Annotated in this window: 17 protein-coding genes; 11 read left to right on the top strand and 6 right to left on the bottom strand. The window is 71.6% G+C overall.

What is annotated here, in order from left to right; genetic code table 11:
- The first annotated feature begins 152 nt into the window (after positions 1–152).
- Positions 153–1,508, top strand: a complete 1,356-nt coding sequence (locus tag E0F75_RS10630) for a M14 family metallopeptidase (RefSeq protein ID WP_187622268.1) — start codon at positions 153–155, stop codon at positions 1,506–1,508.
- 86 nt (positions 1,509–1,594) lie between these two features.
- Here the strand turns inward: E0F75_RS10630 and E0F75_RS10625 are convergent, their stop codons facing one another.
- The 4 genes from E0F75_RS10625 to E0F75_RS10610 form a co-directional block, all read right to left on the bottom strand.
- Positions 1,595–3,055, bottom strand: a complete 1,461-nt coding sequence (locus tag E0F75_RS10625) for a GntP family permease (RefSeq protein ID WP_187622267.1) — start codon at positions 3,053–3,055, stop codon at positions 1,595–1,597.
- 228 nt (positions 3,056–3,283) lie between these two features.
- Positions 3,284–3,718, bottom strand: a complete 435-nt coding sequence (locus E0F75_RS10620; RefSeq protein WP_187622266.1) for a RidA family protein — start codon at positions 3,716–3,718, stop codon at positions 3,284–3,286.
- Positions 3,715–4,476, bottom strand: coding sequence for an IclR family transcriptional regulator (locus E0F75_RS10615; protein WP_073909885.1), 762 nt, complete (start codon positions 4,474–4,476; stop codon positions 3,715–3,717). Before E0F75_RS10615 ends, E0F75_RS10620 begins: the two co-directional genes overlap by 4 nt.
- On the bottom strand, positions 4,473–5,507 hold the full coding sequence (locus E0F75_RS10610; protein WP_187622265.1) for a PfkB family carbohydrate kinase: 1,035 nt from the start codon (positions 5,505–5,507) through the stop codon (positions 4,473–4,475). The genes E0F75_RS10615 and E0F75_RS10610 overlap by 4 nt, the downstream gene beginning before the upstream one ends.
- Positions 5,508–5,631: 124 nt before the next feature.
- Between E0F75_RS10610 and E0F75_RS10605 the strand changes: the two genes are divergently transcribed.
- Positions 5,632–6,897 (top strand): alanine racemase, encoded by a 1,266-nt coding sequence (locus E0F75_RS10605; RefSeq protein ID WP_187622264.1) that lies wholly within the window; start codon positions 5,632–5,634, stop codon positions 6,895–6,897.
- 161 nt (positions 6,898–7,058) lie between these two features.
- Entirely contained in the window at positions 7,059–8,636 is a 1,578-nt protein-coding gene (locus E0F75_RS10600; RefSeq protein ID WP_187622263.1) for an amidohydrolase family protein, read from the top strand.
- Here E0F75_RS10600 and mptB read toward each other — a convergent pair.
- Positions 8,616–10,046: a polyprenol phosphomannose-dependent alpha 1,6 mannosyltransferase MptB gene (mptB, locus tag E0F75_RS10595; protein WP_187622262.1), complete on the bottom strand. Its 1,431-nt coding sequence runs from the start codon at positions 10,044–10,046 to the stop codon at positions 8,616–8,618. The genes E0F75_RS10600 and mptB overlap by 21 nt on opposite strands.
- A gap of 143 nt (positions 10,047–10,189) precedes the next feature.
- Between mptB and E0F75_RS10590 the strand changes: the two genes are divergently transcribed.
- The 7 genes from E0F75_RS10590 to E0F75_RS10560 all read left to right on the top strand — a co-directional run bounded on the left by E0F75_RS10590 (position 10,190) and on the right by E0F75_RS10560 (position 17,577).
- Complete coding sequence (locus tag E0F75_RS10590; protein WP_073909900.1) at positions 10,190–11,401, top strand: pyridoxal phosphate-dependent aminotransferase; 1,212 nt, start codon at positions 10,190–10,192, stop codon at positions 11,399–11,401.
- Between the two features lie 78 nt (positions 11,402–11,479).
- Positions 11,480–11,881 carry a hypothetical protein gene (locus E0F75_RS10585; protein ID WP_187622261.1) on the top strand — a complete coding sequence of 134 codons (402 nt, stop codon included), beginning with the start codon at positions 11,480–11,482 and terminating at the stop codon, positions 11,879–11,881.
- Between the two features lie 199 nt (positions 11,882–12,080).
- Entirely contained in the window at positions 12,081–13,211 is a 1,131-nt protein-coding gene (locus E0F75_RS10580; RefSeq protein WP_187622260.1) for a hypothetical protein, read from the top strand.
- Complete coding sequence (locus E0F75_RS10575; protein ID WP_187622259.1) at positions 13,208–14,425, top strand: toxic anion resistance protein; 1,218 nt, start codon at positions 13,208–13,210, stop codon at positions 14,423–14,425. Before E0F75_RS10580 ends, E0F75_RS10575 begins: the two co-directional genes overlap by 4 nt.
- Positions 14,422–16,041, top strand: coding sequence for a VWA domain-containing protein (locus tag E0F75_RS10570; protein ID WP_187622258.1), 1,620 nt, complete (start codon positions 14,422–14,424; stop codon positions 16,039–16,041). The genes E0F75_RS10575 and E0F75_RS10570 overlap by 4 nt, the downstream gene beginning before the upstream one ends.
- Positions 16,028–16,630: a hypothetical protein gene (locus E0F75_RS10565; RefSeq protein ID WP_187622257.1), complete on the top strand. Its 603-nt coding sequence runs from the start codon at positions 16,028–16,030 to the stop codon at positions 16,628–16,630. Before E0F75_RS10570 ends, E0F75_RS10565 begins: the two co-directional genes overlap by 14 nt.
- A gap of 17 nt (positions 16,631–16,647) precedes the next feature.
- Positions 16,648–17,577, top strand: a complete 930-nt coding sequence (locus E0F75_RS10560; protein ID WP_187622256.1) for a poly-gamma-glutamate hydrolase family protein — start codon at positions 16,648–16,650, stop codon at positions 17,575–17,577.
- 138 nt (positions 17,578–17,715) lie between these two features.
- On the opposite strand, the gene E0F75_RS10555 is transcribed toward E0F75_RS10560, so the two are convergent.
- Positions 17,716–19,539, bottom strand: a complete 1,824-nt coding sequence (locus E0F75_RS10555; protein ID WP_187622255.1) for a phosphoenolpyruvate carboxykinase (GTP) — start codon at positions 19,537–19,539, stop codon at positions 17,716–17,718.
- Positions 19,540–19,736: 197 nt separating this feature from the next.
- Between E0F75_RS10555 and E0F75_RS10550 the strand changes: the two genes are divergently transcribed.
- Positions 19,737–20,438 carry a hemolysin III family protein gene (locus E0F75_RS10550; protein WP_187622254.1) on the top strand — a complete coding sequence of 234 codons (702 nt, stop codon included), beginning with the start codon at positions 19,737–19,739 and terminating at the stop codon, positions 20,436–20,438.
- Position 20,439 lies beyond the last annotated feature (1 nt).

The following is a 20,439-nucleotide window of genomic DNA, read 5'->3' as shown; positions in this document are numbered from 1 at the left end:
CACCGCATCACCGCATCACCGCATCACCGCATCACCGCATCACCGCATCACCGCATCACCGCATCACCGCATCACCGGCCCAACGAACACCGAGCCACCCAACACCCGCACGCGCTTGTCGCACCCCCCACCCTCCCCACCCAGGAGACAGCATGCGACGTCCCTTCCGCGGCAGAAGGTCCGCCACCCTCGCGGCCCTCGTGGCGCTCGCCCTCGCGGCGCCCCTGTCCGCTCTCACGACACCCGCCGGGGCCGACCCGTCGTCGGCCGCCGCCCGGATCGCCGTCGGCGCCGACGAGGTGATCCGGCAGTACGAGGTCGCCGGACCCTCCACCCCGGCCGCCCGGAGCGCGCTGACCGCCACCGGCGTCTCGATCGACGAGGTCGACGCCCGGTCGGTCGTGGTCAGCGCCAACGCCGAACAGCTGAGGAACCTCAAGGCGCTCGGCTACAAGCCGGTCGCCCTGCCCGGCCCGCCGGACCGGACCGCCGAGGGCGGCAAGGTGGCCGGCCCGCTCGACTTCCCCTCCGCCGACGCGAGGTACCACAACTACGCGGAGATGAACGCGGAGATCGACCAGCGCCTCGCCGCCTATCCCTCGATCATGCGCAAGCAGGTGATCGGGAAGTCGTACCAGGGCCGGGACATCGTCGCCATCAAGATCAGCGACAACGTCGCCACCGACGAGGCCGAGCCCGAGGTCCTCTTCACCCACCACCAGCACGCCCGCGAGCACCTCACCGTCGAGATGGCGCTGTACCTCCTCCGTGAGCTCGGCGCGGGGTACGGCAGCGACTCCAGGATCACCAACGCCGTGAACGGCCGCGAAATCTGGATCGTCCCGGACCTCAACCCGGACGGCGGCGAGTACGACATCGCGAGCGGCTCCTACCGCAGCTGGCGCAAGAACCGCCAGCCCAACTCCGGCTCCTCGTACGTCGGTACGGACATGAACCGGAACTGGAACTACAAGTGGGGCTGCTGCGGCGGCTCTTCGAGTTCCAAGAGCTCCGAGACGTACCGCGGCACGGCCCCCGAGTCCGCCCCCGAGGTCAAGGTCGTCGCCGACTTCGTCCGCTCCCGGGTGGTCGGCGGCAAGCAGCAGATCACCGCGGCCATCGACTTCCACACGTACAGCGAGCTCGTGCTCTGGCCCTTCGGCTGGACCACGGCCAACACCGCGCCGGGCATGACGCTCGACGACCGGAACGCCTTCGCGGCGGTCGGCGGCAAGATGGCGGCCAGCAACGGCTACACGCCCGAGCAGTCCAGCGACCTCTACATCACGGACGGGTCGATCGACGACTACCTGTGGGGCTCGCAGCGGATCTTCGCGTACACCTTCGAGATGTACCCGTCCTCGTCCGGCGGCGGCGGCTTCTACCCGCCCGACGAGGTCATCGAGCGCGAGACGAGCCGTAACCGCGACGCCGTCCTCCAGCTCCTGGAGAACGCCGACTGCATGTACCGCTCGATCGGCAAGGAGGCGCAGTACTGCGTGGCCTGACGGTCCGTACGTGACGGGGCGCCCCGGCGGTACCACCGCCGGGGCGCCCTCACGCGTCAGGGGCCGGACACCGGGCGCCCTCGCGCTCAGACGAACAGACTCAGCACGGCCGCCGCCGCGAAGCCGGCCAGCGAGAGCACGGACTCCAGCACCGTCCAGGACTTGAGGGTGTCCCGTTCGGTGATGCCGAAGTACTTGGAGACCATCCAGAAGCCGCCGTCGTTGACGTGCGAGGCGAAGATCGAGCCGGCCGAGATCGCCATGATGACGAGGGCCAGGAAGGCCTGCGAGTGATCGCCGCCCTCGACCAGGGGCAGCACGATGCCGGCCGTGGTGACGATGGCGACCGTCGCCGAGCCCTGGGCGACACGCAGCACCAGGGAGATGAGGTAGGCGAGCACGATGACGGGGAGACCGACGTCGTGGAAGGTGTCGGAGAGCGCCTGGGCGACGCCGCTCACCTTGAGGACCGCGCCGAAGACCCCGCCCGCGCCGACGACGAGCAGGATGTTGCCGACCGGCTTGAGGGAGGAGGTGGACACCTGCTCCAGGGACTTCCGGGACCAGCCGCGCCGGATGCCGAGCAGCCAGTACGCGAGGAAGAGCGCGATCGTCAGCGCGACGAAGGGGTTGCCGAAGAACTCGACGACGGAGCGGAGGGTGGACTCGTCCAGGGCGATGGAGGAGAAGGTCGCGGCGAGGATGAGGACCAGCGGCGTGCCGATGATCAGGAGCACGGTGGAGAGCGCCACGGGCGCCTCGGTGCCGCCGGACCGCTCGGCGGCGCCGGACCGCTCGGCGGCGACCTTGGCCCTGGCCTCGTCGGCGGCCTCGACCATGTCCTGCGGGACCGCGACGAAGAGCCGGCGGCCGATCCAGCCGGCGTACGCCCAGGCCGCGAGCACGGCGGGGACGCCGACGAGGACGCCCATCAGGATGACCCAGCCGAGCGAGACGTGCAGGAGGCCGGCGGCGGCGACCGGGCCGGGGTGCGGCGGCAGGAAGGCGTGGGTCATGGAGAGACCCGCGAGCAGCGGCATGGCGTAGAGCAGGATCGACTTGCCGGAGCGTTTGGCGGCGGCGTAGACGATCGGTGCGAGGACGAAGATGCCGACGTCGAAGAAGACCGGGATGCCGAAGACGAGTCCGGTGAGGCCCATGGCGAGGGGGGCGCGCTTCTCGCCGAAGAGGCCGAGGAGACGGCTGCTCAGCACCTCGGCGCCGCCCGAGACCTCCAGGATCGCGCCGAGCATGGTGCCGAGGCCGATGATGATCGCGACATGGCCGAGGATGCCGCCCATGCCGGTCTCGATGACGGAGGTGGCGGCGGACTTCTGGACGGTGCCGAAGAGTTCGGTGACGGAGAGGCCGGCGGCGAGGCCGACGCCGATGGAGACGGCGAGCAGCGCGACGAAGGGCTGGAGCCGGATCTTGATGATCAGCAGGAGCAGGACGGCGATGCCGAGGGCGGCGACGGTGAGCAGCCCGGCGGTGCCGGGTATCAGGTGGAGCAGTCCACCGGTGTGCGGGGGCGTGGCGGGGTTCATGGCGGGGGGAGGCCTCGCTTTTGGGTAGGGGGGAGCGCGGCACGGCGTTCGGGGGGAGAACGCCGTGCCGTGGAGCGGCTGGTTCAGGTGGATCGGTTCAGGTCCGTTCGGGCGCGTGGGCTCCGGCCGTATGTGCTCCGGCCGTGTGTGCCCGGGCCGTATGTGCTCCGGCCGGGCGTGCCCGGTCCGTGTGTGTCGGGGCCGTGTGCCCGGGCCGTGTGTGCCGGGTCAGCCGAGGACGGCGAGGGCGTCGATCTCGATGAGGAGGCCCTTGGGCAGACCGACGTAGACCGTGGTGCGGGCGGACGCGGGGGCCTTGAGGCCCTGCTCCTCGAAGTACTGGTTGTAGATCGCGTTCATCTCGGCGAAGTGGTCCACGTCCGTCAGATAGACGCGCGTCATCATCACGTCGTCCCAGCTCGCGCCGCCCTCCTCCAGGATCGCCTTGACGTTGGCGAAGGTCTGGAGGGTCTGCTCGCGCAGCGTCGGGCCGGCGACGGTCGGGGCCTGGCCCTCGACGGCGGGCAGGAAGCCGACCTGGCCCGCGACCTGGAGGATGTTGCCCTTCTTCACGCCGTGCGAGAACTTCGCGGGCGGGGCGGTGTGGGTGGCGGGGGTCAGGGCGGTCTTCTCGGTCGAGTGCTCGAGGTTCTGCTCGGTCATGCGCTGTCCTTGCTCGGGGAGGTGCCGGAGTACTCCCGGCTGATGGTGTCCGCGGTGCGGCGCACCTGCGGGAGGAGGGAGAGGAGTTCCTCGGCCGTGACGACCACGTTGGGCGCCGAGACCGACATCGCGGCGACGACGCGCCCGTCGGCGCCGCGGATGGGCGCGCCGACGCAGTTGATGGACTCCTCGTGGCCGCCGAGGTCGGTGGCCCAGCCCTGTTCGCGTACGGTCGCCAGCTCCTTGAGGAAGGCGGCGGCGTTCGGGGTCGAACGGGGCGTGTACGGGGGGTAGTCGAGCTTGCCGGCGAGGGCGCGGCGCTCGGGTTCGGGCAGGTCGGCGAGGAGCAGCTTGGCGACGGCGGCGACGGTGATCGCGACGGGCTTGCCGATGCGCGAGTACATGCGGACCGGGTAGCGGCTCTCGACCTTGTCGATGTAGAGGACCTCGCCCTCCTCGTAGACGGCGAGGTGGATCGTGTGGCCGATCCGTTCGTTGAGCGCGGCGAGGTGGGGGTGCGCGATCTCGCGGATGTCGAGGTTCTCGACGGCCTCCTGCGCGAGCGCGAAGAGGCGGGCGCCGAGCCGGTACCGCTGGTCCTGCTGGCGGTAGACGAGGCCGTGCTCGTGCAGGGTGCGCAGCAGTCGGAGGGCGGTGGACTTGTGGACGCCGAGCCGGTCGGCGACCTGTCCGAGGTCGGCGGGACCCTGCGCGAGCAAGGGCAGGATGCTGAGAGCCCGGTCGACGGTCTGGCTCATGGTGTACGTCCCTCCTGGTCGTCCCCCGTCCAGCCGGGGCCGAGCTGAAGTGTGCCCCAGGCGGTCGGGGCGAGGGCGGCGAGTCGGTCGGCGTGGGCGCGGCGGGGAGGTGCGGCCAGGTCGCCGGGAACGGTGAGGGCCGCGGCGGCCAGCAGGTGGCCGTGCCGGAGGCGGGCCGTGGCGTCGAGCCCGCGGAGGGTGGCGGAGAGGAATCCCGCGGCGAAGGCGTCTCCGGCGCCCACGGCGGCGACGACGTCGACGCGGGGGGCGGGCACGTGCACGACGGTGTCGGTTCCGGGGCCGGTGCGTTCGTGGACGGTCGCGCCGTCGGCGCCCCGTTTCACGACGAGGACGGCGGGTTCGGGGAGGGCCGCGCGGATCGCGGCGGGGTCGCCCAGGCCCCAGGCCTGTTCGGCCTCGTCGGCGCCGACGAAGACGAGGTCGGCCCGGCGGGCGAGTTCCAGGAGGACGGGGCCGGCGGTGGCGGCGCCGTCGCGCCACAGCCCGGGGCGGCAGTTGACGTCGAAGGAGACGAGGGGGCGGCCCGCCCGGGGCGCGGTGAGGGTGCGCATGAGGGCGAGGCAGTCGTCGGAGAGGGCGGCGGTGATGCCGGTGAGGTGGAGGACGCGGGCGTCGGCGACGGTCTCGTACGGCACGGTCGCGGGCGACATCGCGGAGGCGGCCGATCCGGCGCGGTAGTAGACGACCTCGTGGGCGTCGGTGGCGCGGTCGGCGGCGGTGCGGAAGTAGACGCCGGTGGGCCGCCGCGGGTCGCGGTCGACGGCGGTGACGTCGACGCCGTAGGCCCCGATGGTCTCGACGAGGTGGTCGCCGAATCCGTCCTGGCCGACCCGGCCGACCCAGCGGGTGCGGTGGCCGGCGGCGGCGAGGGCGCAGGCGACGTTGGACTCGGCGCCGCCGATCGCGCGCTCGAAGGCCGGTACGTCGGCGAGGCGGCCCGGTCGGGAGGGAAGGAAGGTGACCATGGACTCGCCGAGGCACACGACATCCACGGGCGGTTCTCCGGCCACTCTGGCGCTCCCTTGCGACTCTCGCGGGGTCCATTGACCCGGCCTTGGCCCGGATGCTAGACAGCATTGAGCGACATACGCAATGACTGTTGCACCCTTCGCAACGCTTCGATGAGGAGGCCTCATGCCCGACCTGGCGAACGAGCGCGTCGACCACCGCTTCAAGGCCCTGCCCCCGGACGCCGAGGGACTGACCGTCGGCGAGCTCGCCGCCCAGCGGCGCAACCTCTTCACCGGCGGCTTCACCACCCCCGTCCTCGCCCTCTCCGCCGAGTCCGTCGAGCACAACCTCCGCCTCCTGGAGACGTACGCCGATCGCCACGGCCTGGCCTTCGCGCCGCACGGCAAGACCTCGATGGCCCCCCAGCTCTTCGACCGGCAGCTGGCGCACGGCGCCTGGGGCATCACCGCCGCCGTGCCCCACCAGGCCCGCGTCTACCGGGCCCACGGCATCGCCCGGATCTTCCTCGCGAACGAGGTCGTCGACCCGGTCGCGCTCCGCTGGGTCGCCGGCGAGCTCGACGCCGACCCGGACTTCCGTTTCCTCTGCTACGTCGACTCCGTGCGCGGCGTCGAGCTGATGGACGGGGCCCTGCGCGCCGCGGGCGCCACCCGCCCCGTGGACGTCGTCGTCGAGCTGGCGGCCGGCGCGACGGGGCGTACGGGCGTACGGACCGAGGCGGAGTGCGCGGCCGTCGCCGACGCGGTCGCGGCCGCCCCCGCCCTGCGGCTCGTCGGCGTCGCCGGGTACGAGGGCACGATGCCCGGGGCCGACGGCGAGCGGGTCCGGGAGTGGCTGCACCGGCTGGTCGGTCTTGCGGCCGACTTCGACAAGGCCGGCCGCTTCGACCCCGCCATCGGCGAGATCGTGGTCAGCGCGGGCGGCAGCGAGTGGTTCGACGCGGTCGCGGACGTGTTCGCGGAGATCCCCGGGCTCTCCCTGCCCGTCCTGAAGCTGCTGCGCTCCGGCGCGTACGTCTCGCACGACGACGGGCAGTACCGCGAGCGGACCCCCTTCAACCGGGTACCGGAGGAGGGCGCCCTGGAGCCCGCGTTCCGCCTCTGGTCGCAGGTCGTCTCCCGCCCCACCCCGGAGCAGGCGTTCACCAACGCCGGCAAGCGCGACGCCGCCCACGACCTGCACCTCCCCGAGGCGCAGGTGGTCCGCGACGCCCGCACCGGCGAGATCCGTCCCGCCGACGGCCTGACCGTCACCGGCCTCTCCGACCAGCACGCCTGGGTACGGACGGAGGAGGACGCCGATCTGGAGGTCGGCGACTGGCTCGGCATGGGCCTGTCCCACCCGTGCACGATCTTCGACAAGTGGCAGCTGATCCCGCTGGTCGAGGCGGACGGCACGGTCGTCGACTACATCCGCACGTTCTTCTAGGTCGTCGACTGCATCCGCACGTTCCTCCAGGTCGTCGACTGCATCCGCACGTTCCTCCAGGTCGTCGACGGCACCCGCACGTTCCTCCAGGTCGTCGACGGCACCCGCACGTTCCTCCAGGTCGCCGACGGCACCCGCACGATCTTCCAGAAGGAGTCGGTATGGACCTCGTCTTCCGCGACGCGGAGGTCGTCGACGGCACCGGCGGCGCCTCCTACCGCGCCGACGTGGCGATCGACGGCGGCCGGATCGCCGCGATCGTGAAGGAGGGCGCGGCGGCCGGCTGCCAGCGCCCCACCGCCCGCCGCGTCGTGGACGCCGAGGGCCTCGCCCTCTCGCCAGGCTTCATCGACATGCACGCCCACAGCGACCTCGCGCTGCTCCGCGACCCGGACCACAGCGCGAAGGCCGCGCAGGGCGTGACGCTGGAGGTCCTGGGCCAGGACGGCCTGTCGTACGCCCCGGTCGACGACCGCACGCTCGCCGAGGTGCGGAAGGCGATCACCGGCTGGAACGGATCCGGCGACGACATCGACTTCGACTGGCGCACGGTCGGCGGGTACCTGGACCGGCTGGACCGGGGCATCGCCGTCAACGCCGCGTATCTGATCCCCCAGGGCACGGTGCGGATGTACGCCGTCGGCTGGGACGACCGCCCGGCGACGGAGTCCGAGCGGGACCACATGCGCCGGCTGGTCGCGGAGGGCATGGAGCAGGGCGCGGTCGGCATGTCCTCCGGCCTGACCTACACGCCGGGGATGTACGCGAAGGACGCCGAGCTCACGGAGCTCTGCCGGGTCGTGGCGGGGTACGGCGGCTACTACTGTCCGCACCACCGCTCGTACGGGGCCGGCGCCCTGGAGGCGTACGAGGAGATGGTGCGGCTCACCCGGGAGGCGGGCTGCGCGCTCCACCTCGCCCACGCCACGATGAACTTCGGCGTGAACAAGGGCAGGGCCCCCGAACTCCTCGCCCTCCTGGACGAGGCCCTGGACGCGGGCGCGGACATCAGCCTCGACACGTACCCGTACACACCCGGCTGTACGACCCTGGTGGCCGTGCTGCCGAGCTGGGCGAGCGAGGGCGGCCCGGAGGCGGTGCTCGCCCGCCTCCGGGACGACGAGACGGCGGAGCGCATCCGGCACCACCTGGAGGTCCTCGGCTCGGACGGCTGCCACGGCGTGCCGATGGACTGGGACACGATCGAGATCTCGGGGGTGTCGGAGGCGACGCTCGCGGATTGGGTGGGCCGCCGGGTGGACGGCTGGGCGACGGCCCGCCGGCTCCTCCTGGAGGACCGGCTCGGAACGACGATCCTCCAGCACGTGGGCCACGAGGAGAACGTCCGGACGATCATGCGCCACCGGGTGCACACGGGCGGCTCGGACGGCATCCTCCAGGGCCTGAAGCCGCACCCGCGCGCGTACGGCACGTTTCCGCAGTACCTGGGCCGGTACGTACGGGACCTCGGCGTCCTCACCCTGGAGGACTGCGTGGCCCACCTGACCTCCCGCCCGGCAGCCCGCCTCGGCCTGACCGACCGGGGCCGGATCCGCGAGGGCTACCGCGCGGACCTGGTCCTCTTCGACCCGGAGACGGTGGGGGCGGGAGCGACGTACGACTCCCCGCGCACCCTCCCGCCGGGAATCCCCCACGTCCTGATCAACGGCGAGTTCGTGATGGAAGACGGCAGGCGCACGTCGGCCCTGGCGGGCAGATCAGTCCGCCGCGCGCGCTAGCGCGCGAAGGGGCGGCTGCGCCCCTTCGCCCCACGGATCCCGCCGCACCCACCAGAGCCCCAGCCCCAGCACCACACCCGCCAGCACGAACCCGTACCAGGGCGTCCGCCCGTCCAACGCCGTCTCATACACGAGCGCCGCCGAGAGCACCGCCGACACCTGCCCCACCCGCCCCCGCCAGGCGACCGCCGCCACCACGGCCGTCCCCCACAGCAGGTACCAGGGCTGCACCATCGGCGACAGCGCGACGAGCGCGACCAGCGAAAGCCCCAACCCCAGCACCGGATCGAGAAGCCCCCGCCAGGCCCGCCACGCCAGTACCAGGATGAGCACCAGGGCGACCAGCAGGCCGAGGTTCTGCACGACCGCCTTGACCGGGTCGGGGTCGTCCCCGAAGAGCAGCCCGAGCCCAAGACCGAGATCACTGCTCACGGACAGTGCCGTGTGAATCGTCCCGGCCACGCTCTGCGTCCGCAGCCACCCGAACCCGGTCCCGGCGAGCACCGTCGCGACCGCCGCCACGGCGCCCGCGACGAGCCCCGGCAGCACGAGCCCCTTCACCAGGCCGCGCACACCGCCGCCGTCCCGCCGCGCGATCATCACGCCGATGAAGAGCAGCGCGACCGCCGCCGGCGACTTGACCATCATCGCGAGGCCCACGAGGACGCACCCGAGCACCCACCGGCCCCGCACGGCGAGCAGCACGCCCGCCAGCATGAGTCCGATCATCAGGCCGTCGTTGTGCATGCCGCCGACGACGTGGATGAGCAGCAGCGGGTTGAGGGCGGCCAGCCACAGCGCCCCGTCGGGGCCCCCGCGGCCGCCTCCCAGCCCCCGTACGGCCCAGACGATCAGCGCGAGCGCGCCGACCGCGAGCAGCCGCATCCCGAGCACGGCGGGGACGATCTCGCCCCCGGTCGCCTTCACGACCAGCTGCGCCAGGACCAGGAAGGCGGGCCCGTACGGCGCGGGGGTGTCGGTCCAGTGCCCGCCCACGCTGGCGGCCGCGTCCACCCCGAGGTCGCCGGGCCCGAGGACGGAGGGCCCGCCCCCGTACACGTCGTGCCCTTCGAGGACCATGGCGCCCTGCGCGATGTAGCTGTAGACGTCCTTGCTGTAGAGCGGCGGCGCGAGGAGCAGCGGCCCGGTCCACCAGGCCAGGGTGGCGAGCACCCCGTGCCGTACGCCCCGGGCGAGAAGGACGCCGTATCGCCACCAGGCGGCGACGAGCACCGTCAGGCCGAGGTACGCGAGGAGCGCGCCGACGAGGGTGAGCGCGCTGCCGCGCGGCTCCCACAGCCCCCAGCCGCCGCGCACCGGCAGCGTCCCGGCGGCCCAGCCGCCCACGGCGACGGCGAGCGACCCGGCCGCGCCGAGCCACCGGCATCCGGAAGCCTTGAAAACCCACATGACGGGCCAACCTATCCCGCCGGACGGGGGACCCCTATTCGGCGGCCGTCACCAGGGGAAAGTCCCGCCACCACGCCCTCGCCCCTGTCCGACGTGTCCCAAAACACGAAGCGTCCCGGCCGACCCGGCCGTAAGCTCTCGGCATGCAGGTGATCCAGTCCACGAAGCTCGCCAACGTCTGTTACGAAATCCGGGGTCCGGTGCTCGAAGAGGCGATGCGGCTTGAGGCTGCGGGTCATCGCATCCTCAAGCTCAACACGGGAAACCCGGCCGCCTTCGGCTTCGAGTGCCCGCCCGCCATCCTCGAGGACGTGCTGCGCAACCTCTCCGAGGCGCACGGCTACGGCGACGCGAAGGGGCTGCTCTCGGCCCGCCGCGCGGTGATGAGTCACTACGAGACCAAGGGCATCCCGCTCTCCGTCGAGGACATCTACCTCGGCAACGGCGTCTCGGAGCTGATCCAGATGTCGATGCAGGCGCTGCTCGACGACGGTGACGAGGTCCTCGTCCCGGCTCCGGACTATCCGCTGTGGACGGCGTCGGTCTCGCTCGCGGGCGGTACGGCCGTGCACTACCGCTGTGACGAGCAGGCGGACTGGATGCCGGACCTGGCGGACATCGAGCGGAAGATCACCGATCGCACGAAGGCGATCGTGATCATCAACCCGAACAATCCGACGGGCGCCGTCTACGACGACGAGATGCTCCGCTCCCTCACGGAGATCGCCCGCCGCCACAACCTGGTCATCTGCTCGGACGAGATCTACGACAAGATCCTCTACGACGGTGCCACGCACACCCCCACCGCCGCGATCGCCCCCGACCTGCTCGTCCTGACCTTCAACGGGATGAGCAAGAACTACCGGGTGGCCGGCTTCCGCTCGGGCTGGCTGGCGGTCTGCGGTCCGAAGCACCACGCGTCCTCGTACATCGAGGGCCTCACGATCCTCGCCAACATGCGCCTCTGCGCGAACATGCCGGCGCAGCACGCGGTGGCCGCCGCGCTCCAGGGCCGGCAGTCGATCGAGGACCTGGTGCTGCCGGGCGGGCGGCTCCTGGAGCAGCGGGACACGGCGTACGAGCTGCTGACGCAGATCCCGGGTGTGACGTGCGTGAAGCCGAAGGGTGCGCTGTACCTGTTCCCGCGGCTCGACCCGAACGTCTACAAGATCAAGGACGACCGGCAGATGGTCCTTGACCTGCTGCGGGCCGAGAAGATCATGGTGGTGCACGGGACGGGCTTCAACTGGCACGAGCCCGATCACTTCCGGATCGTCACGCTGCCGGCGGCGGCGGACCTGGCGGACGCGGTGACCCGGATCGGCCGCTTCCTGGACGGGTACAGCCAGCCGTAGCGCGCCATGGCCGGACCCCGCTCAACTTTAGACTGAATCTAAGCTAGGATGGCTCCAGAGCACTCAGGAGGCCGTCCCATGTACGAACCGATCCGCACCAAGTCGGTCCACCGGATGGCCGACGACGCCCACGACGCGTACCCGCACCGCTCCCGCGAGGAGGAGCTGGACATCCAGCTCGCCGGGCACCTCTCCGCCCTGCTCGCCGTCACCGACGAGCTCGGCGACACCGAGGCAGGCGAACTGATCGCCCGGCAGGTGGCGCGGCTGCGCGGCGCACCGCCCGCGCGGCACGCGGGTCTGAGCGGTTCGTCCGCGCCGGACCTGCACCGCAGGGCCCACGCCCTCGCGGGCCGCGCCCTGGTCGTCGCCGCCTCCCGGGCCGACACCGCCGCCGCGATCCTCGCCGCGGAGCGCATGGACGCGCACACCGCGGCGCTGGCCGGGGAAGCCACCCTGGCCGCAGCCGGCACCCCCTGACGGCCCCGGTCCGCGCGCCACGAACCGCGCGGACCGGGCGCCACCCACCCGGCACACCCCCGCACCGCCGCCGGCACCCCTCCTCCCGCAGCCTCACACCCCCTCCACATCCCGAAACCGCGGAGATACGGCAGTCCACGCTCCGGTTCGGTACCGGGATCGCTCCTTCACCCCTCGTACACCCAACTCCCCCTGGAATGTGGGTTTCCGTGAGCACGCTGCCCACGTGAGACGCATCCTGGGAATCGTCCTGGCCGTCCTTCTCCTCGGCGGCGTGGCCGCCGTCCTCGTGACGGGCGGCGACAAGGACACGGGCACGGCAACGAAGACCGTGCGAGGAGTCATCGGGTCGGAGAAGGCGGAGTTCTTCACCGACCCTCAGGTGGTGAAGGCCCTTGCCGCGAAGGGCTTCACCGTGGGCACCGAGACCTCCGGGTCCTGGGACATGGAGGAACTGCCCCTCGACGGTTACGACTTCGCCTTCCCGTCCTCCAAGGCCCCGGCCGACGGACTGCGCGCGAAGGCCGCGCAGAAGACGAAGGCGACGACGGCCCCGCTGCGGCCCTTCTACTCGCCGCTCGTCGTCGTCGCGCACAGCGCCGCCGCCCGGGTCCTCGCCGGAAACGGCCTGGCGACCCTCGGGCCGCGCGGCACCAGCGGCACCCTGAAGATGGACGCCTATCTCGCGGCAGCCCGCGCCGACCGGACCTGGCAGCAGCTCAAGGGCTCCGCCGGGCACGCCGAACTGAGCGGCACCGTCTTCATCACCTCCACCGATCCGGTCGCCTCCAACTCGGGCGCCCTCTACCTCGCCGCCGCGAGCTACGTCGCCGACGGCGGCCGGGTCGCGGGCGACAAGGCGGCCGTCACCCGCACCGCCCCGCTGCTGCGCAAGCTCGTCCAGGTGCAGGGCGCCCAGCAGTCCGGTTCGGACGCCCCCTTCCGGGACTTCATCAGCGGCGTCGGCAACCCGCTCGTCCTCGTGTACGAGTCCCAGGTCGCCGCCCAGCTCCTGGCCGGCCGGCCGATGGGCGACCTCGTCGTCCTCTACCCGGACACCACGGTCAGCAGCGACCACACCCTCGTACCGCTCACCGAGAACGGCCGGGCGCTCGGCGAACTCCTCTCCACCGACCCAGAGTTGCGCAGGCTCGCGGTCCGCCACGGCTTCCGGCCGCAGGGCGCGGCGAGCGAGTTCACCACCGCGACCCAGAGCCACACCGCGTACCTCAACCAGACGCTGACCGGTGTCCGCCAGGCGCCCGTGCCCACCAGCAAGGTGCTGCACGAGATGGCCCTGCGGGCCCGCGACCAGGGGGACACCGCATGACCACGCCCGAGGATCCGAGAAGAACGATGGCCCTGACACCTCCCGAACACGACACCCCGCTGGTCCTCACCCCGCCCGAGCCCGTGCCGCCGGTCCGCGCCGAGCAGGCCTCCGGCCTGGTGCCGATCGACGAGGCCACCCGTACGGAGCTGTCCCGGCGGGCCGCCGAGTACGTCGGCTCGATCGAGGGACTCGATCCGCGCTCCCCCGAGTTCGCCCGCCGCATCGGCGAGATCGCGGGACTCGGCACGGGCGAGATGCGCTCCGCCGCCCAGCAGTCGAACCGGATGCTCGACCGCACGATCCGCTCGCTCGACTCCGGAGCCGGCGGCGACGCCCAGTCCCGGGTCGGCTCGTCCCTCGTCGAACTCCGGCGCACGATCACGGACCTGGACCCCCGCGACACCCCTCGCAAGGGCTTCAAGGGCCTGCTCTCGAAGCTCCCCGGCGGCAACAGGCTCCGCGACCACGTCGCCACGTACGCCTCCTCGCAGGCCACGCTGAACCGGATCGTCGGTTCCCTGCGCAGCGGCCAGGACGAACTGCGCCGCGACAACGCCGCGTTGCAGACGGAGCGGGCCCGGCTCTGGGAGACCATGGGCAAGCTCCAGGAGTACGCGGTGCTCACCGACGCGCTCGACGCGGCCGTGGAGCAGCGCATCGCCACCACGGCCGACCCGGCCCAGGCGGACGCGCTGCGCGCGGACGTCCTCTTCCCGGTCCGCCAGAAGCACCAGGACCTGCTGACCCAACTCGCCGTCTGTGCCCAGGGATATCTGGCGATGGACGTGGTCCGCCGGAACAACGACGAACTGGTCAAGGGCGTGGACCGGGCCGCGACGACGACCGTGTCGGCGCTGCGGATCGCGGTGATGCTGGCCTCGGCGCTGGAGAACCAGCGGAAGGTCACCGAGCAGGTGAACGTGCTGCGCTCGACGACCGAGGACCTGATCCGCGGCAACGCCGAGATGCTGGCCACCCAGGCGGGCGAGATCCAGCGGATCGCGGCGGACCCGGCGGTGGGCGCGGAGACGCTCCGCACGGCGTTCCAGCAGATCTACCGGACGCTCGACGCCATCGACACGTACAAGGTGCAGGCGACGGAGTCGATGGCGGCGACGGTCGAGTCGCTGACCGCCGAACTCCAGGAGGCGAGCGCCCACCTGGCGCGCAGCCGCCGCACCGGCGCGCTGGAGGGTGGTGACCTCGCATGAGGACCCGCACCCCCGGCACTCCCCGCGCGCGTCGCACCCGTTCCCTCTCCCGCACCGTGGCCGGGGTCGCCCTCGCCCTGCTCGTCACCGCCTGCTCCGGCGGGTCCGGGGACAGCGGAGGCGGAGCCACCGGCCGGCCCGACGAGCACGGCCAGGAGGCCGTCGCGGGCACCCTCCGGGTCCTCGCCTCCTCCGAGCTCGCCGACATGGCCCCGATCCTCGAAGAGGCCCGCACGTCCGTCGGCGTCACGGTCCGGCCCACCTACGTCGGCACCCTCGACGCCGTCGAGCAGATCGCGTCAGGCAAGGCGGAGAAGGAGTACGACGCGGTCTGGCTCTCCTCCAACGACTATCTGCGGCTCCGTCCCGACACCGCGAAGAAGATCACCGGCGAGACGCCGATCATGGCTTCGCCCGTCGCCCTCGGGGTACGGCCGGAGGCCGTCACCCGGCTCGGCTGGGACCCGGCGAAGGTCACCTGGTCGCAGCTGCACCGGGCGGTCGCCGACGGGAAGCTGACGTACGGCATGACCGACCCGATGCGCTCCAACTCGGGCTTCTCCGCACTGGTCTCGGTCGCCTCCGGCCTCTCCGGCGCCCAGTCGGCGCTCACCGAGCAGGACGTCACCGAGGCCACCCCGCGGCTCAAGGAGTTCTTCGCCGGCCAGAAGCTGACCTCGGGCTCCTCCGGCTGGCTCGCCACCGCGTACGCCCGCCGCACCGACGTCGACGCGCTCGTCAACTACGAGTCGGTCCTGCTGTCCGCACCCGGCGGGCTGACGGTGATCCGGCCGTCCGACGGCGTCGTGACGGCCGACTACCCGCTGACCCTGCTCACCTCCGCCCGGCCCGAGGCGAAGGCGGCGGCCGGGAAGCTCACCACGTTCCTGCGGACCCCGGACGCCCAGCGGCAGATCACCGAGAAGACCCTCCGCCGCCCGGTCGTCCCCGGCGTCCGCCCTGCCCCGGCGCTCGCCCGGGACCAGCGGCGCGAGCTGCCGTTCCCCGGCAGCCGGAAGGTCGCGGACGGGCTGCTCGACGCGTACGACAACACCCTGCGCAGGCCGTCCCGCACGGTGTACGTGCTCGACACCTCGGGTTCGATGAGCGGTGAGCGGCTCGAACGCCTCAAGAAGGCCCTGGTGGAGCTGACCGGTGACTTCCGGGACCGGGAGGAGGTCACCCTGATGCCCTTCGGTTCCGCCGTGAAGCAGGACGAGGTCCGTACGCACACGGTCGACCCGGCCTCGCCGCAGGCGGCGCTCGACGCGATCAAGGGGGACGCGCAGAAGCTCTCGGCCTCCGGGGGCACCGCGATCTACTCCAGCGTCCAGGAGGCGTACCGCTTCCTCGGGAAGTCCCGCGGTGACGCGTTCACCTCGATCGTCCTCATGACGGACGGGGAGAACACCGACGGCGACCCGGCCGCCGCGTTCGACAGCTTCTACTCCTCCCTGTCCGCCGAGCAGAAGCGCACGCCGGTCTTCCCGATCCTCTTCGGGGACTCCGACCGCGGCGAGCTCGACCACATCGCGAGCCTGACCGGCGGCAAGCTCTTCGACGCCAACCGGGGTTCGCTGGACGGCGCCTTCGAGGAGATCCGTGGCTACCAGTGAGAGACCCGGGAACGCCGTACTCCGGTACGCCGAGTCCCGCAAGAACCTCTTCGGCTCCGTCTGTGGTCTGGCCGGTGTCGGCATCGCCCTCACCGGGGCCGCGGGCGCCCTCTGGCCCCTGGTGGTCGGCGGTCTGTACACGGCGGGGGCGCTGATCGCCCCGCCCGACCGGCCGGCGACCCCGGAGTTCGCCGAGGAGGGGGACCGGCTCGACGGGCTGCGGGCCGACTTCGCGAGGCTGCGCGCGTACCTGGCGGAGGCGGAGCTGCCGGATGCCGCGCGCGAGCGTCTGACCGCGCTCGACACCCTCGTCGAGGCCCTGCTCGCACCGGGCTGGGTGACCGACCCGGAGCATCTGCACGTGCTGGCCCGCGCGGTCCGCCAGGACATCCCGGAGGCCGTCGACACCTTCGTACGGACCCGGTGGTGGTCCCGGTTCACCCCGGGCGCGGAACAGCCGGAGCACCATCTGGAACGCCAGTTGACCGCGCTCCACGAGGAGGCGACGGCGATCGCCGCAGCCCTCCAGGAGGCGGAGGCCGTCCGGCAGCAGATCCACACCCGGTACGTGGAGGGGCGCGACGGGTGATCAGTTATGTTCCGCGCATGACTCCTTTCGAACGCACCACGTCCCGCCGCAACGTGCTGACCGCCCTGGCCGCCGCGGCCACGGTGGGAGGCCCGATCCTGTCCCAGCTCGCCACGGCGGCCCCGGCCGTCGCCGCCCCGGCCTCCGACGCCACGCTTCCGGACCCGCTCGAGTACCCCTCGAACACCGCCCTCTACCAGGACACGAACCTGGTGGAGGGCACCTCGTACAGCCGTCGTTACCGCCGCCATCAGCAGTTCGACCTCAAGATGGGCGAGAAGTACGACTTCCCGCGCACCGCGGTCCTCGCGCTGCACGGCGGTGGCATCGAGATCGGCACGAGCGAGCTGTGTCTGGGCATCGCCGGTTACAGCCCGAGCGACTCCGCGGGCGCCCCGATCCTGCCGATCGTGCACGACTACTTCATGTTCGAGGGCCTGCTCTCCTCCGGCAACCGCGCCCTGCACGTCACCTCGAAGAACTGCGACGACCACGTCGCCCTGTCGACCGCGGCGAGCCACCTCAACGTGCTGTCCCTGCACGGTTGTCAGTTCGACCAGCTGAAGCTGCCCACGTCCGCCTTCCCGTCGACCGGCAACCGCGCTGTCGCCGTCGTCGGCGGTCTCAACGCCGACTTCCGCGCGGCCCTGGTGACGGAGATCAAGAACGCGGGCTTCCAGGCGGTCGACGCCTTCGACTCCCGGTACTCCGCCACGCTCGGCGAGTTCAACGGCAGCCACGTCACCAACCCGTGCAACCTGACGATGCTCCGGAAGGGCGCCCAGCTGGAGCTGACCACGGAGCTGCGCGAGAGCCTCTTCGGCGACTCCTCCTCCCGTTCCGCCCGCGCGGACACCTGGGACGAGTCGGACGGTCGTTTCGAGCGCTTCCGCGACGCCTGCCGCAAGGCGATCGCGACCGTCGAGGCCGGCCAGCCGATCCTCTGACCCGAACGCCGGCGGACATGCGCCGGCCCCCGGGGCCTGAGGGGGCTCCGGGGGCCGGTTGCGTCGTGGTGAGCCGTCGTGACCCCACTGGTCAGGGCGGTATCTCGGGGCAACCCACCACGAGTGTGCGGTGCGGGATCAGCCCAGGCGCTCGACGAGCGCGCGGTACTGGTCCCACAGCTCCTTCGGCGTGTGGTCGCCGAAGGTGTTGAGGTGGTCGGGGACGAGGGCGGCTTCCTCGCGCCACACATCACGGTCGACCTTGAGGAGGAACTCCAGGTCCTCGGCCGGCAGGTCGAGGCCCTCGGTGTCGAGGGACTCCGGGGTCGGCAGGATGCCGATCGGGGTCTCGACGCCCTCGGCCTTGCCCTCCAGGCGCTCGACGATCCACTTCAGGACGCGGCTGTTCTCGCCGAAGCCGGGCCAGACGAACTTGCCGGCGTCGTTCTTGCGGAACCAGTTCACGTAGTAGATCTTCGGGAGCTTCGCGGCGTCCGCGGTCGCGCCGACCTTGACCCAGTGGGCCATGTAGTCGCCCATGTTGTAGCCGCAGAACGGCAGCATGGCGAAGGGGTCGCGGCGCAGCTCGCCGACCTTGCCCTCGGCGGCGGCGGTCTTCTCGGAGGCGACGTTCGCACCGAGGAAGACGCCGTGGTTCCAGTCGAAGGACTCGGTGACCAGCGGGACGGCGGAGGCGCGGCGGCCACCGAAGAGGATCGCCGAGATCGGGACGCCCTTGGTGTCCTCCCACTCGGGGGCGATCGTCGGGCACTGCCCGGCCGGGACGGTGAAGCGGGCGTTCGGGTGGGCGGCCGGCGTCTCGGACTCCGGCGTCCAGTCGTTGCCCTTCCAGTCCGTGAGGTGCGCGGGGGCCGTCTCGGTCATCCCCTCCCACCACACGTCGTTGTCGTCGGTGAGGGCGACGTTGGTGAAGACGGAGTTGCCCCAGAGGGTCTTCATGGCGTTGGCGTTGGTGTGCTCGCCGGTGCCGGGCGCGACACCGAAGAAGCCGGCCTCGGGGTTGATCGCGTAGAGACGACCGTCCTCGCCGAAGCGCATCCAGGCGATGTCGTCGCCGATGGTCTCGACGGTCCAGCCGGAGATCGTGGGCTCCAGCATGGCCAGGTTGGTCTTGCCGCAGGCGGACGGGAAGGCCGCGGCGACGTACTTCGCCTCGCCCTGCGGCGGGGTGAGCTTGAGGATCAGCATGTGCTCGGCGAGCCAGCCCTCGTCACGGGCCATGACGGAGGCGATGCGGAGCGCGTAGCACTTCTTGCCGAGCAGGGCGTTGCCGCCGTAGCCCGAGCCGTACGACCAGATCTCGCGGCTCTCGGGGAAGTGCGAGATGTACTTGGTGGAGTTGCAGGGCCACGGCACGTCCTCCTGGCCCTCCTCCAGGGGGGCGCCGAGGGTGTGGACGGCCTTGACGAAGAAGCCGTCGGTGCCGAGCTCGTCGAGGACGGGCTGTCCCATGCGGGTCATGGTGCGCATGGAGACGGCGACGTACGCGGAGTCGGTGATCTCGACGCCGATGGCGGAGAGCGGGGAGCCGACCGGGCCCATGCAGAAGGGCACGACGTACATGGTGCGGCCACGCATCGAACCGTGGAAGATGCCCTTCTCGCCGGCGAAGAGGTCCTTCATCTCCGCCGGGGCCTTCCAGTGGTTGGTCGGGCCCGCGTCCTCCTCCTTCTCGGAGCAGATGAAGGTCCGGTCCTCGACGCGCGCGACATCGGTCGGGTCGGAGGCGGCGTAGTACGAGTTCGGGCGCTTCACCGGGTCGAGCTTCGTGAAGGTTCCCTTGGCGACGAGCTCCTCGCACAGGCGCTCGTACTCGGCCTCGGAGCCGTCGCACCAGACGATGTCGTCCGGCTGGGTGATCTCCGCGATCTCGTTCACCCAGGAGGCGAGCTCCTGGTGCTGGGTCGGAAGGGTCTGGGGAGCCGCGTTGTCGCGCGCCACGATTGCTCCTTGTAGAGGGGTTTTTTTGGTGTGTGCCCCGTGGGGGCCGCGACCCGGATGCTTCGTAGCTGCTCATCCGGTGCCGACCGCACTCATTTGATCATCCGACGGATCCGCCCATATGTCCAGGGGCGCGCACACGTGAGCATCGCCACTCATATCCGGGACCTACGGGGCCGTAGGTACGATTCCGTTCCATGACTGCAGCCACGCCGGAAGTGACCCCGATCGAGCCGGATCCGATCGGGCAGCCCCCGTCGCTCCCGCTGAAGCCCCGGCTCAGAGGATGGCTGCACGCGGGCATGTTCCCCGCCGTGATCGTCGCCGGCGTGGTCCTGGTCGCCCTCTCCGACTCGCCCCGCGCCCGCATCGCCTGCGGGATCTACGTCCTCACCGCCTGCCTGCTCTTCGGCATCAGCGCGCTGTACCACCGCGGCAACTGGGGCCCGCGCGGCGAGGCCGTGCTCCGGCGCCTCGACCACGCCAACATCTTCCTGATCATCGCGGGCACCTACACCCCGCTCACCCTGCTGCTGCTCCCCGACTCCACGGGCGAGCCGCTCATGTGGGCGGTCTGGGCGGCGGCCCTCGCGGGCATCGCCTTCCGGGTCTTCTGGGTCGGCGCCCCGCGCTGGCTGTACACGCCCTGCTACATCGCGATGGGCTGGGCCGCCGTCTTCTTCCTGCCCGACTTCATGCGCGCGGGCGGCATCGCCGTCCTCGTCCTCGTCATCGTCGGCGGACTGCTCTACAGCGCGGGCGGCGTCATCTACGGCATCAAGCGCCCGAACCCCTCGCCGCGCTGGTTCGGCTTCCACGAGGTCTTCCACTCGCTGACGCTGGCCGCCTTCATCGTCCACTACGTCGGCATCTCCCTGGTCGCCTACCAGCACGCCTGAC

Origin of the sequence: Streptomyces sp. CB02980, assembly GCF_014451325.2 — a bacterium.
In the GTDB taxonomy this organism is placed as follows: domain Bacteria; phylum Actinomycetota; class Actinomycetes; order Streptomycetales; family Streptomycetaceae; genus Streptomyces.
The sequence above is the reverse complement of the archived record's forward strand: the minus strand, read 5'-3'. Positions and strand labels throughout refer to the sequence as shown.

Bases quoted from the DNA above. Each gene is read 5' to 3' on its own strand.
- E0F75_RS10570 (WP_187622258.1), top strand. From the start codon at position 14,422: ATGAGGACCCGCACCCCCGGCACTCCCCGCGCGCGTCGCACCCGTTCC.
- E0F75_RS10560 (WP_187622256.1), top strand. From the start codon at position 16,648: ATGACTCCTTTCGAACGCACCACGTCCCGCCGCAACGTGCTGACCGCC.
- E0F75_RS10585 (WP_187622261.1), top strand. From the start codon at position 11,480: ATGTACGAACCGATCCGCACCAAGTCGGTCCACCGGATGGCCGACGAC.
- E0F75_RS10600 (WP_187622263.1), top strand. From the start codon at position 7,059: ATGGACCTCGTCTTCCGCGACGCGGAGGTCGTCGACGGCACCGGCGGC.
- E0F75_RS10630 (WP_187622268.1), top strand. From the start codon at position 153: ATGCGACGTCCCTTCCGCGGCAGAAGGTCCGCCACCCTCGCGGCCCTC.
- E0F75_RS10605 (WP_187622264.1), top strand. From the start codon at position 5,632: ATGCCCGACCTGGCGAACGAGCGCGTCGACCACCGCTTCAAGGCCCTG.
- E0F75_RS10575 (WP_187622259.1), top strand. From the start codon at position 13,208: ATGACCACGCCCGAGGATCCGAGAAGAACGATGGCCCTGACACCTCCC.
- E0F75_RS10615 (WP_073909885.1), bottom strand. From the start codon at position 4,476: ATGAGCCAGACCGTCGACCGGGCTCTCAGCATCCTGCCCTTGCTCGCG.
- E0F75_RS10590 (WP_073909900.1), top strand. From the start codon at position 10,190: ATGCAGGTGATCCAGTCCACGAAGCTCGCCAACGTCTGTTACGAAATC.
- E0F75_RS10620 (WP_187622266.1), bottom strand. From the start codon at position 3,718: ATGACCGAGCAGAACCTCGAGCACTCGACCGAGAAGACCGCCCTGACC.
- E0F75_RS10550 (WP_187622254.1), top strand. From the start codon at position 19,737: ATGACTGCAGCCACGCCGGAAGTGACCCCGATCGAGCCGGATCCGATC.
- mptB (WP_187622262.1), bottom strand. From the start codon at position 10,046: ATGTGGGTTTTCAAGGCTTCCGGATGCCGGTGGCTCGGCGCGGCCGGG.
- E0F75_RS10625 (WP_187622267.1), bottom strand. From the start codon at position 3,055: ATGAACCCCGCCACGCCCCCGCACACCGGTGGACTGCTCCACCTGATA.